Raw genomic sequence first — 13,369 nt, forward strand, 5'->3', positions numbered from 1 at the left:
TTTTTAATTATAATATGGTTTATTGGCTAAAGCGCATAACAATGCGGCCTTATATTAGCGACGCAAGATAATTAATTTACGCAATCGATTACGAATATTTTAATCAATTTCCGGTATAATTTCACCCGATGGTAAAACACCTAATTTACAAGCCTTTGATTACCCTTGTCATCAAAAACGGTAACGCTTAATATTTTGTCATTAAGCTGTATAAACCTTGCCGACTGCGATAAAAAAGATGAGCCAAAATAAAATTCCTGCCTTGAGGTATGCCCGTTCTTATATTTAATCAGTGCATAAACATCATTGGCCTTGACCGGGATAGTTTTTGTTTTATTTTCTGATCTGAAAACTTTTAAAACATCTTTATGCTGACTGGCGGCCAATATTACCTGCCCATTTTTATCGCGGAACTTAACCAGGGCCTTACCATCCCCCGGAATATAAATACCACTTTGCATAATACTTAATGGCTTAAAGTTGCCTTTGCCGTCACCTTTCAGCATTAAACCATTAAGCGCATCATAACGCCCGATAGTAGCATCACTGCCATAATCGTTGCCATTAATAACTACATCGAGGTTTCCATCCCCGTCAAAATCGCCGGTTTCCATACCGTTTAATACCGATACCTGGGCTTCAACCGGCAGCGGGGTAGCTGTAAATTTACCATTGCCATCATTCCTTAAAAAACATGATTGTAATGTATTAGCTTTCAGCCTCAACGCGCCGCTCCTCTGTTCGGGTGAAAGCACCTCGTCCATAGTTGCTAAAGCATACGAGCGATAATTGGTAAACTTTTTTCTCATGCTGATCATTTGCTTCAGCATATCATCGCGACCGTACATTGGGTACTCCTTTTTATCCCCATTTTGATCGGGCAGAAAAATAGACGGAATCGCGCTGTAGATGCCACTCTTATCAAATTCTTTAGCTGTAATGTAAACAGGATATTGGTCACTGGCCTTGATCAGGCTATTCTCGCCCAGATTTCCGACAATATAATCCGTGCGTCCGGTATGCCTGAAATCTCCGGCCACCAATGAGTTCCACCAACCCAGCTTATTGCCCAGGCCAGATTGAGCTGTGGTATTAACAAACTTACCATGTTCATTTTTAAGGAATGTTACCGGCATCCATTCACCGGCCATGACCAGGTCGGGCCAGCCGTCGTTATCATAATCGGTAAACAAGGCATCGCAAATCATGCCTATGTTTTTCAAAGCCGGGGCTACCTGTGCTGTAACATCCGTAAATTTTGCATGACCATTTTCACTATCGTTCCGCAAAATAAAACTCGAAACCGGGTTGGGGTATTTCCATGGCTCAACTCTTCCTGATACAAACAGGTCGGGCTTGCCATCTTTATTATAATCACAAGCCCGTACGCAAAGTTTGCTGGTGAGGTTTGAAGGCAAAGCATCCGTTGCAAGCGTAAAATTGCCTTTGCCATCATTAATATAAAGCCTGTCCTGGTATTCAGGGCCATTTGCTGCAAACTCGTAACCTCCACTGGCTGCATATAAATCGAGCTTGCCATCACCATTGGCATCAAAAAGCAACAAACCCTCATCCTGAAAGTTATGGACAGCATTAATATTGCCTGTTAACAGGTTACGGCGGTTAAATTTGCCGTCGGGCATCTGGAAAAAAACCTGCGCCTGATCGTAAGCGGTGCCGCCAATGATCAAATCATCAAAACCATTGCCGTCGATATCGCCCACGGCTAAAGCCGGATTATACTCAGAAAGTTTGTGCGGCAGTAGTTTCTGGATATTAAAATCAAGAAAACCGCTTCCCTTGTTGGTATAATGGCCCCCTATGGAATCTGTTATTTCTTTAAATAAAGCGTTCGCGGCTATTTGCGGCTGAACCAGGGAATAAGGGTCATTAGCGTTTTTTATATCAACCTTTATTAACTGATCTGCTTTTAGCTTTGCCAGCTTTTCTCTTTTGCCATTCGGCCATTTGATCAAGACCGAATCTATTGTGTTAATTTTACCCAGACCGAAATGCGCTATACTTTGTACGGATGAAATATATCCCCGGTAGGGATCATTTTCATATACCTGTGTCTTATCCTTATCGTAAAATATCTCGGCCGTAGCACCTAAACCATTAATATTTTGCTTATCACCTTTAAAGGTAATTTGCAGGTAATGGGTTTTATCAAGCTTATTTTTATCATCACGCGATGTATTGCGGTAAACCAGTGCTTCATCGTTGATATTGTTAACCACCATATCCATAGCCCCGTCATTATCCAGGTCCACGTACACTGCACCGTTTGAAAAAGTAGGCAGGCTTAAGCCCCAATCCTTACTCACATCGGTAAAGGTAAGATTGCCATTATTCGCAAAAGCATAGTTATGCAGTTTAATTTCGGGGATCTGATCCAAAACTTTTTGTTTGGAAGTAACTGCATAGGCCTGCTCACGGTAAGTCATAAAGTCGTGGTCAGACACATCCTTAGGGAAGCCGTTGGTTATGATCATGTCCCGATAGCCGTCATTATTAAAATCGGTGATCAGCGGTGTCCAGCTCCAGTCGGTTTGGGCAATGCCACTTAAAAAGCCTATTTCGCTAAAAGCGGGAGCGCCAATAGCGCCATTCTGTCCTAAACGCGGCCCCTGGTTTAATTGCAGGGTATTGCGTACGTACTGGTACTGTGTACCATAAATATCAAAGTTTTGATAAGTTTGATAACTATTAGGACCGAGGATCATCTTTTTGCGATAGTTATCCTCCGGACTCATGTCCAGTTCAACAACATCGGGCAAGCCATCGTTATTGATATCGATAACATCCTGCCCCATAGCGTTGTAGGATGTATGTTTAAAATATTCTTTAGTGCGATTGGTAAAGGTACCATCATGGTTGTTGATGTAAAGGATGTTGTTTGATATAAAATCATCCGATACGTAAATGTCTTTCCACCCGTCGTTGTTAAAATCGACCGTTGTGGCTGCATGGCCGTAACCATCCAGGTTAATACCTGCCTGTGCGGATACATCATGAAACACGCCATGATGTAATTTTTCATCCCAATCGTTACGGTACAACCTGCCACGGCTATGATTTGCCGTATAATTTGAATTACCGAATAAATTAGGGTTGTAACTTGCCGTGGCGCTGTTTACTGTAAGGTACATATCCAGGTCACCATCGTTGTCATAGTCAAAAAAGCTGGCCATGGTTGATTGTGCTCCTGCTTCCAGGCCATATTCTGCAGCCTCATCTTTAAAATGAGGAATACCATCGTTGCCTTTTCCCTGGTTAACGTATAGTATATTCCGCCTTTTCAGCGAGTCTTTGGTAATGGTATTGCAAACGTAAATGTCCGGTAAACCATCATTGTTGATATCAACTACCGCAACACCTCTTCCCCATCGGCCCGCGCCATTTACACCCGCGGCATCGGTAATATCATCAAACTTAAAATCACCTTTATTAAGATATAGCTTGCTTGCCACCATATTACCCGTAAAGTATAAATCGGGCAGGCCATCGCCATTAAAATCGCCAATCCCTACGCCCCCTCCATTGTAAATATTAACCAGGTCTAACGGGTTGATCGAATCGTTTTCGATGATCTCATTTTTAAAATGAATACCCGAATGGGATGATGAAACCTGCTGAAAAAGTGAAGCTTTTTTACAGGAGAATAAGACAGACGAACATAGTATAACGATGGATAAAATTTTCTTCATCAATTAGGGGATTGGTTTATTCTTTAAAGATAATAATTAACACAAAAAGGCTTTCTCCCTGCGGGAGAAGCCTTTTCTGTTAAATGATAACAATATACTAATTACCGTATGCCGGATTTTGAGTTAAGTTAGGGTTTAGCCCACGCTCAAGCTGCGGAATAGGATAAAGATCACGACCTACCGGAAGTGATGTATTGTACAAACCATGAAGCTTTAAACCGTTATCTGTATCAAGCTTTGCATCTGCAGTGTTAGGGTTAGGGATCATGTTGGTATTGTTGTCGACTGTACCGTAAGCTTTTTTAATGAATTCGGCAGCTACACCAGCCCTGCGCAGGTTATAAAACACAGAATATTCACCCGAAAGTTCATGCCTGTACTCGCTGTAAACCATTTGCAGTGGGTCTGTGATTGGGCTTGAAGCCGAACCGTCATAATTTGCACCATCCTGCATTACAGCCGGCGCAGTGCCGCCCCACGCACGGTCTCTTACCTTTTTAATCGTGGCCAGGCCACCTGCTGCGTCACCTGTACGAATCTGGCACTCGGCTTTATCAAGCAATACTTCGGCATAACGTAACAGTATTTGATTTTGAGCGCCAAAAATTGTTGAATTGCCGGAGTTAGCATCAAGGTTGGGGTCGCGCCACATTTTAGCACAGTAGAAACCGGTACGTAAACCATCACCGTCAGAACCATACCATGGATTGGCATGTGTGCCACAGGTATTGATGATCTTACCGTCATCCCCCGTGTATTTAGCTTTTACCTTAGGATCGGAGCTCGCAAAACCTGCTACTACTAAAGGATAAACTTTAATGCCGCCCCGACCTATAATTCCCGGACTAATGTTCTCATCGCCGGGGCCAATCACTGTTGCCAGTTTACGTTTGTCACCAGCCTGGTATGAATAATATAATCCCGGATTGGCATAATCATAACCGAAGTTTGAAACCTCCTCCGGCCAGCTAAAATCCGAAATCCAGGCTACTTCATTACCTGCACCCCAACTTTGGGTACCTGCTACTGTGAACTGCACCTCAAATATCGACTCAGCATTATTTTGATGGTTGTATTCATTTACATCTATAAAATTAGGCATCAGTGAAAAATGCCCATCCAACTGGTTAAAGTTTGCCAATGCACCGGCGTAATCTTTATTCCACATTTGTGCGGCACCTTCATAAGCTAAAGCAGCACCTTTTGTTGCCCTTCCAAGTTCAGAAGCAGGCAAATCTTCCCTCCATGGTAATAAAGTTGCGGCCTGCTTGGTGTCGGCAATTACCTGAGCAAATACTTGTTCTTGTGTACTTCTTGCGGTTAAACCATCAGTTACTGATTTAAGCTCCAGTGGCACACCGCCAAAACTACCCGCCAGGTAGTAATAGGTCATTCCGCGTAAAAAGTAGGCTTCACCAAGCAATCGGTTAGCTAAACTTTCGTCAAGAATACCTTTGGCTTTCATTTCGGGAATGATTTCAATTGCAGAGTTAGCCCGTGATATACCCACATAAGCACGTTGCCAAAAAGTCCTGATCGGGCCAAAATCTGTAGTTATTGCGTAGTAATTATAAAAGCGGTCATTTCCCCAGTTAAAAAAATCATGGGTTTGAAAGTTAGCATAATACCAGATCGACTTTTTTAGCAAGTCGGCATTTTGATAGGTATCATAAATTGAGTTTACAAGCGCTATACCGTCAGATGCTTTATTAAAATAAGCATCTTTAGTGAGCTGTGTATAGCTTGTTTGGTCAAGAAAATTCTTTTTACAGCTCAATGGAACCATAAGTGTGGCACCGAGAGCAATTAGTGTGATATATTTTTTATTGATTTTCATTTCTTTACTGTTTTATCGCTGCCCAATTAGAAAGTTACATTTAAACCAAGTGTATAAAACTTAGATGAAGGGTAATTACCCGCATCAATACCAGATGCTGTTGCACTTCCATTAGCTGTTCCAATTTCAGGATCCAGACCTTTATACCCGGTTATAGTAAATAAATTCTGGGTAGAAAAGTAAATCCTCACTTTTGATAAGGTCAACTTTTTGGTGACGTCAGACGGTAATGTATAACCCAGGGTAAGGTTCCTTAAACGGAGATAGCTACCATCTTCAACATACACACTTGATGGTACATTATTTGCACTGGTATCATCATTATATGTAAGCCTTGCGTAACGATTTGATGGATTACTCGGGGTCCAGTGATTAACATAATAATCGTAACCTACGTTTTCAACACCAACAAAGCCGGGGGCCTGAAAGCTTTCAAGGGTCCTTTGCTGATAATTCAGGATTTTATTTCCGTAAGAGCCATAGAAGTATGCGTTAAGATCAAATGCCTTATAAGCAAAATCGAGGTTTAAACCACCATAAAATTTAGGGATCGGACTACCGAGGCTTGTCCTATCCGAAGGGGTAACTTGTCCGTCGCCATTAGTGTCCGCATAGTAACGGTCTCCGGGTTGGGTAACGCTTTTCCAGTAGTATGGGTTACTTGGGAATTTAGTTGCAGCCGCGGCGTTTAAAGCATTAATTTGCGCCTGCGACTGAAAAATCCCCAGCGATTTATAACCAAAAAACTCACCTACGGCCTGCCCGATATTGGTTTCGCTGAATTGGCCCCAGCCATTACCGTTAAGACCGGTAACCGTGGTAAGGTTATCGATAAAGGTCAGGCTTTTGTTAATGCTAACCAACTTATTCTTAACCGTGGTAAAGGTTAAACCCAAACCATATCTGAAATCATTTACCGTATGGTTATAGTTTACAGCAAATTCAAAACCTTTGTTATTGATTTCACCAACATTTTGGGCCAGGTTTTGGCTAAAGCCAGTTTGTGACGATACAGGGAGGTTTAACAAAAAGTCTTTTGATCTCCTGTTATAGTAATCAACTGTAAAAGTAAGCGCGCCATTCAGGAAGGCAGCATCCATACCAATGTCAGTTTGGTAATCAGTTTCCCATCTGAGGTCGGGGTTGGCAGGTTGTGTTGGTGCCAAACCGGGTTGATAGACCTCTCCTGACGAACCATTTTTACCAAATGGATAGCCCACGTTTGTGCCGGTAGTAGCTGCACCACCTGATGAATATAAGGCATTATATTGAAATAATGGAATAGAGCCCTGATTACCAACTTCGCCATACCCGCCTCTGAACTTCAGATCAGACAGCCATGCAACGTTTTTCAGGAATGATTCTTCTTTAGCTTTCCAGGCTACGGAACCCGAAGGGAATACACCATATTGATGCCCGTTAGCAAATTTCGACGAACCATCACGCCTAACGGTACCTGTTACAATATATTTGTCATTGTATTTATAGATTAACCGTCCAAATTGTGAAGCAAAAGTTGTTGTATACTGGCTGCCTGTAACAACAAGATCGTTAACCTGCGCCAGATCCCGAAGGGCATTATTGATCAATTTATCTCCAGTACCTGTCATATATCGGTAGGTATTTGATTGAGCTGAAACACCACCAACAAAGTTAATAGCATGCTTTCCGAAGGTTTTATCATACGATATGGTATTTTCCCATAACCACTCAAAAGTGTTATTGGCGCTTTGCGAATAAACAGAATTTTGGTTAGCGCCGCTTAAACCATATTGCTCCTGCCAGCGAAGGTCTTCCGGTTGAAAGAAGTAACCCGAATAGTCGCTTACGTTTAGGCCCGCATTGGTTTTGATCTTAAGCCCGTCTATAATAGTAGCCTCTAATGAGCTACTTGCCAAAAGGTAATTATTTAGGTTTTTATAATCGTTTTTTTCAATAGTATATAATGGATTGTTCCAGCTTTTTGTATAAATATTGATCGGGTTATAAAAACCATAGTTCCCATTTTTGTCTTTTATCTGGTTGGTTAACTTATTACCACCATCAAGCGTAGGGATAAGCTCGGTTAATTGCTGCAATGATCCTGAACCAAATGGATTATTTTGATCCTGCCTTGAATACTTAGCACTGGTAGATGATTTAAGCCATTTACTTACGGTATAATCAATATTCATCCCCAGGTTTAACCTCTTAAAATATGAACCTAAAACAATCCCCTTTTGGTCATAATAACCAGCTGAAAAGGCAGATTGAATTTTTTCGTTGCCTCCGCGTATACCAAGGTTGTAGCTCTGTTTTGCCCCCTGGCGATAAATTGCATCCTGCCAGTCAACACTGGTTAATGCCGAAGGATTTGCCCATTCAGGCAATTCTGTAAAATTGCCTTCAGATGCGTGATCTTCATTGGCCAGGGTTGCCCATTGCTGCGCGTTAAGAACTTTATACTTTTTTGGTTTTGATTGCAATGAACCATAGGCATCTAACGATACCTGCACCCCACCATCCTTCCGGCCTTTTTTTGTAGTAATGATAACAACGCCGTTTGCTGCCCTAACACCATAAATAGCTGTTGCCGAAGCATCTTTCAACACATCAATATTAGCTATATCATTAGGATTAACGTTATTTAAGCCTCCGCTGATCGGGTAACCATCAACCACATATAGAGGCTCATTACCATTTGTAGCCAAACTACCTACCCCCCTGATCAATACACTCACACTACTACCGGGTGCGCCATCATTATTAGTAACCTGTACACCCGCTGCCCTGCCTTGCAAAGCCTGGTCAACGCTGGTCACAGGCACTTTACCTACCTGATCGGCGTTGATTGAACTAATAGCCCCCGTTAAATCTTTACGCTTAGTGGTACCATAACCCACAACAACAACCTCAGTAAGGGTTTTATTATCGGGCACCAGCGATACGTTGATAACCGATCTGCCGTTTATGGCAACTTCCTGGTTTAAGAAGCCAACAAAGCTAAAAACAAGTGTTTCATTGTTACCGGCGGTTATTGAGTAGGTACCATCGGCCTTTGAACCCGCAGCCTGCGTGCTCCCTTTTATCTTAACGGTAACACCCGGCAAAGGTAGTCCGTTGTCCGAACCGGTGATCTTACCGGTAATCAATTTACTTTGGGCTTGCCCCGACAGGCTTATCAACACAAATGATAAACTTGTACAGAATAAAGCCACAACTTTTTTGATACGTAGTTTTCCTCTCATACGTTTTACTTTAATTTGTTAAAATTGGTTTAAAGCACATAATCACTTCTTAACAGTTGTTGCCAAATAGATTATATGCTAAGTAAAAGTAGCCAGAGGTAACAATCGATTGTAATACGATACGAGTGGTTTTTTGTATTATTTTAACATAAGTTAAAAATAGAAATTAAAAATTTCAAATAGCTAATTATCAATTAGTTAAAACTTGAAAACAAAATCAAAAGTCAATATATTATCGCCATCATGATAAAATAATACATATCAATGTTAAAATTAAATCACCGAATAAATGTTATTTTAACAATAAAATTGATTTGATTTTAAAACATTGCCCTAACGTTCTGCAGGTTGTATAAACAAAAATGCCTCCCGGTTAACACCGGAAGGCATTGATCATTTTTAACTTTTTAAATCCCCTATTTTAGCTTCACAAAATAGATCCTGTTCCTGTCAAGCGAATTGGTAGCTGGCAGTATTTTAGCTGCAAAGCCATTTTTACCGTTATCAGCAACACCAAAATCGTCATCATTTGATATAGCGAGGATATTACCAGGCAATAAAGCCAAACCTTCGGCTTTATCGTGAGGATATACCTTTGGCAAATCTTTAAGTAAATCGAGCATCAGTGTTTTGGTAACCGGAGTAATACCGGCGGCCTGCAAACCGGCGGCATCATTAAGCTCTTCAACAGTTTTGGTGTTATATAATTTGCCGTTAGCACCGTTTGCGGGGTCGGAGATATCGGTAGCATTGCTGATATCTATTTTAAATACTTTTTTAAACGTAGCGGCATCGGTAGGTGCACCTCCGAACTTACCATCGCGTTCAATAGTTAAAAATGTAGTGGCATTAACAGCGGTTATGTCACTAACGCCTGTTAATGAAGTATTATCCATAAGGTAAGCATACTGTTTTGTATTGCCCGTTGCAATATCAAAGGTAAGGATGCGCAATACAGTTGAGTTAGCAACCTTTGCTTTAGATGGATTATACATTGGCGATTGCATCATGCCAACCAGTGTTTTGCCATCGGGTGTGATGGCTAACCCTTCCATACCGCGGTTTGCCCTCCGGATAGCAAATACCGCGGGAATTTTACGGCCGCCAGTTCCGGTACCGAAAGGATTAATGCGTTCGATGGTTTTGCCACTGGCATCAAAATGTACTATATGCGGACCGTATTCGTCACTTACCCAAAAAGTACCGTCGGCTGCCAGAACCAAACCTTCCGAATCAATACCATCGGCACTTGGAGATAACTGATTTCCGCTCAGATCAAATGGAATTTCGCCCGAAGCACCCATTCCGGCGGGGTTTGGTAAACCATTTAATTTCCCGCAGTTGGCATTTTTTAACTCTATGGTTTGTTCCAATACCAATTTATCATCCTTTAACCTGAATTTACCTATCTGCGGATCAAAATCTGGTTTACCGATGATGATGGAATTGACTGTCTGCCCGGCCACGTTTGAACCACGGTCGGTAAGCATGTAAAATACATCTTTCTGGTTTGGATCTGCTGCCACTGCGGATCCAAAGCCGCCGTTATAAACCTTTACACCGTCGGCAGTGGTGAAAAGGATAGCCGGGTTTTGCGCCTCGGCCATATCAGGATAGCTGAATGGATTTATCTTATTATCATCGTGGCAGGAAGAAAGGATCGCCGCGGATAACGCGATGACGCTGAGGAATTGTTTTTTCATTTGATAAGTGATCGATTAGTTTTACAAAGGAATCGGCCACATGTAAACCTATTGTTAATTCTATAACAATAATTTAACCTACAGGAACAAATTATATCGAATCTTAAGATATCAACAACTCAACATTTTGCAATATTTATGTTACTTACCAATATCATTTAAGATAAAACGTATTACCTCATCCGCTTTTTCATATTTTTAACCTTATGAAACATATTTACCATTATACCTGCAACAACCTTTGGAACAAGGCAAAGCCTATTGTTCTTAGCATGCTGCTTTGCAGTGGCATAGCTTCGGCACAATCAACTAACCCGGTTATAAACAGCATCATGACCGAAGAAACCACCAATTCGCAACTGGAAAAGCTGGCGCATGAGCTGTTTGATGGTATCGGCCCCCGTTTGGTTGGTACGCCGCAAATGAAACAGGCAAACGACTGGGCGGTTGCTAAATACAAAAGCTGGGACATCCAGGCAAAAAACGAAAAATGGGGCGAATGGCGCGGGTGGGAACGCGGGATCTCGCATATTGATATGGTATCGCCAAGGGCAAAATCATTAGAAGGCACGCAACTGGCCTGGAGCCCGGGCATGGGTAAAAAGACCACTACTGCCGAGGTAATTATTCTGCCGGACGTGGCTGACTCAGTAGCTTTTCAGCAATGGCTGCCCAATGTTAAAGGTAAATTTGTAATGATCTCCATGCTGCAGCCAACCGGCAGGCCCGATTATAACTGGCAGGAGTTTGCATTAAAGGAATCATTTGAAAAAATGAAGGCCGAGCGTACCGCCCAAACCGATGCCTGGAAAAAACGCATCAGCAAAACCGGGTTTACCAATAAAACTTTGCCTGTAGCATTGGAAAATGCGGGCGCGGCAGGTATCCTGACCAATAACTGGTCGGCCGGATTTGGGGTTGATAAGATCTTTGCTGCCTATACCAAAATTGTGCCTACGGTTGATATTGCATTGGAAGATTATGGTATGCTTTACCGCCTGAGTGAATCGGGCAACAAGCCGGTGATTAGTATTCATTGCGAATCAAAAGAATTAGGTGTAGTGCCAACCTTTAATACCATTGCCGAAATCAAAGGCACCGAAAAACCCAATGAGTATGTAATGCTGAGCGCACACTTTGATTCATGGGACGGGGGCACGGGTGCTACCGATAACGGTACAGGTACTTTGACCATGATGGAAGCCATGCGCCTGCTGAAAAAATTCTATCCACACCCAAAACGTACCATATTAGTAGGCCATTGGGGCAGCGAAGAGGAAGGCCTGAACGGCTCACGTGCTTTTGTTGAGGACCATCCCGAAATTGTTAGTAATCTGCAAGCCCTGTTTAATCAGGATAATGGTACCGGCCGCGTGGTAAACCTTACCGGGCAGGGTTTTGTGGAAGCTAAGGATTATTTAAGCAGATGGCTTGCCGCTGTACCGGATACCATCAAAAACCGGATCAAAACTGTATTTCCTGGTCAGCCAGGCGGTGGCGGGTCTGATTTTGCATCGTTTGTAGCTGTTGGTGCACCCGGCTTTTCTTTGGGTTCGCTTAACTGGTCGTACGGATCATATACCTGGCACACCAACCGCGATACTTATGATAAAGTTGTTTTTGACGATCTGAAAAACAACGCCATTTTAGCGGCAATCATGGCTTACATGGCAAGTGAAGACCCACAAAAAACCGTTAACACCAAAACCGAAGGCATTAAATGGCCTGCACAAGTTAAAGCAACGCGCCGCGGCGGATTGGATAAGTAGGCTGAAGATGAGATATAATAAAACGCCTATGTTGGCATTTCTGTTGCTGCTCTTAAGCCTTGGTCTGCAAGCTCAGGAAAATAATAAAATCCAATTTGTGCACCCTGGTATTTTAAATACCAGGGCCAATTTGGACTTTATCAGTGCCCGGCTGAAAGCCGGCGACACCATGCGTATAGCAGCCTATCAAAAAGTGCTGGATTTTATTAAAGATCATGAGTACCCGGCGTCGTTCCCATCCACCATCGTTGTAGGTTCAAATGGGGCTACATCACCGTCAAAAACGCAGATCAGAAAAGATTGCGAACTGGTTTACGCTTTCGCACTGGCCTGGGCTGCTACCGGTAACGCTGATTATGCAAAAAAGGCAATTGGTTTACTTAATGGCTGGGCATATGCATTTAAAGACTATGGCCTGCTGGAAGGAAAAACCAATCCAAACCAACCCGATCTTGAAGCATCATGGACTACCCCGAGTTTTGTTGCTGCCGCCGAGATTATCAGGTATTATAAAGTTAAGGGTAAATCTGCGGGATGGACGGCTGCTGACATTGAGCAGTTTAATAAATATCTTATCAATGTAAAGGATAATTACATCAGCAAGATCCCCGATTATAAAAACAACTGGGATGCATCAGCAGGTTATGCAAAAATGGCTATTGGCGTGTTTTTAAATGACGAGACAGCTTACCGGGAGGGCTACGATCTTTTGGTAAAAGAGTTGCCCAACATCATTCAGCCAGACGGTACGCTGCCTGAACTATGCGTTCGTAAAGATTGCGTTCATTACCAATATTCGCTAACGGCCTATGTGTATGCTGCTGCCATCGCCAAAATAAGGGGAGATAGCAGTTTATGGGCGATCGGCAATAAAAACATCAGTCTTGGATATGATTTTATGCGGAAAGCCTATGAGCAGAAAACCGGCTGCGATTACTGCAACTTAAACAGCCGAATTTTTCCGGGAGTTGAGGTTGCCTATGGCTACTACAATACCGGTAACTTAAAATATTTAAGAGATTTACAAGCACCGCTTGGTGTCCCTATCGACAATACTTTTTTAGGTTTTACTACCTATACCCATTACAAAGTTAAGGGGCTATAAAAACAAGCCAACAAAAAC

General features: G+C 42.4%; 6 protein-coding genes. 2 read left to right on the forward strand and 4 right to left on the reverse strand.

What is annotated here, in order from left to right; genetic code table 11:
• Positions 1 to 140 precede the first annotated feature (140 nt).
• The 4 genes from DIU38_RS13670 to DIU38_RS13685 all read right to left on the reverse strand — a co-directional run bounded on the left by DIU38_RS13670 (position 141) and on the right by DIU38_RS13685 (position 10,477).
• A complete protein-coding gene (locus DIU38_RS13670; RefSeq protein ID WP_112655319.1) occupies positions 141 to 3,710 on the reverse strand; it encodes a VCBS repeat-containing protein in 3,570 nt (1,189 codons plus the stop codon).
• 97 nt (positions 3,711 to 3,807) lie between these two features.
• A complete protein-coding gene (locus DIU38_RS13675) occupies positions 3,808 to 5,547 on the reverse strand; it encodes a RagB/SusD family nutrient uptake outer membrane protein (RefSeq protein WP_112655321.1) in 1,740 nt (579 codons plus the stop codon).
• Between the two features lie 26 nt (positions 5,548 to 5,573).
• A complete protein-coding gene (locus DIU38_RS13680) occupies positions 5,574 to 8,774 on the reverse strand; it encodes a SusC/RagA family TonB-linked outer membrane protein (RefSeq protein WP_112655323.1) in 3,201 nt (1,066 codons plus the stop codon).
• A gap of 416 nt (positions 8,775 to 9,190) precedes the next feature.
• Complete coding sequence (locus tag DIU38_RS13685) at positions 9,191 to 10,477, reverse strand: esterase-like activity of phytase family protein (protein ID WP_112655325.1); 1,287 nt, start codon at positions 10,475 to 10,477, stop codon at positions 9,191 to 9,193.
• A 206-nt stretch (positions 10,478 to 10,683) separates the two neighbouring features.
• Between DIU38_RS13685 and DIU38_RS13690 the strand changes: the two genes are divergently transcribed.
• Both DIU38_RS13690 and DIU38_RS13695 read left to right on the forward strand, forming a co-directional pair.
• Entirely contained in the window at positions 10,684 to 12,246 is a 1,563-nt protein-coding gene (locus tag DIU38_RS13690; protein ID WP_167516169.1) for a M20/M25/M40 family metallo-hydrolase, read from the forward strand.
• A 7-nt stretch (positions 12,247 to 12,253) separates the two neighbouring features.
• Entirely contained in the window at positions 12,254 to 13,351 is a 1,098-nt protein-coding gene (locus tag DIU38_RS13695) for an alginate lyase family protein (RefSeq protein ID WP_112655327.1), read from the forward strand.
• Positions 13,352 to 13,369 lie beyond the last annotated feature (18 nt).

The sequence above is a fragment of the Mucilaginibacter metallidurans genome (assembly GCF_003286435.2).
GTDB classification, from domain to species: domain Bacteria; phylum Bacteroidota; class Bacteroidia; order Sphingobacteriales; family Sphingobacteriaceae; genus Mucilaginibacter; species Mucilaginibacter gossypii.

Excerpts from the sequence above, each read along its gene's own strand:
- DIU38_RS13670 (WP_112655319.1), bottom strand. The coding sequence starts at position 3,710 with ATGAAGAAAATTTTATCCATCGTTATACTATGTTCGTCTGTCTTATTC.
- DIU38_RS13675 (WP_112655321.1), bottom strand. The coding sequence starts at position 5,547 with ATGAAAATCAATAAAAAATATATCACACTAATTGCTCTCGGTGCCACA.
- DIU38_RS13680 (WP_112655323.1), bottom strand. The coding sequence starts at position 8,774 with ATGAGAGGAAAACTACGTATCAAAAAAGTTGTGGCTTTATTCTGTACA.
- DIU38_RS13685 (WP_112655325.1), bottom strand. The coding sequence starts at position 10,477 with ATGAAAAAACAATTCCTCAGCGTCATCGCGTTATCCGCGGCGATCCTT.
- DIU38_RS13690 (WP_167516169.1), top strand. The coding sequence starts at position 10,684 with ATGAAACATATTTACCATTATACCTGCAACAACCTTTGGAACAAGGCA.
- DIU38_RS13695 (WP_112655327.1), top strand. The coding sequence starts at position 12,254 with ATGAGATATAATAAAACGCCTATGTTGGCATTTCTGTTGCTGCTCTTA.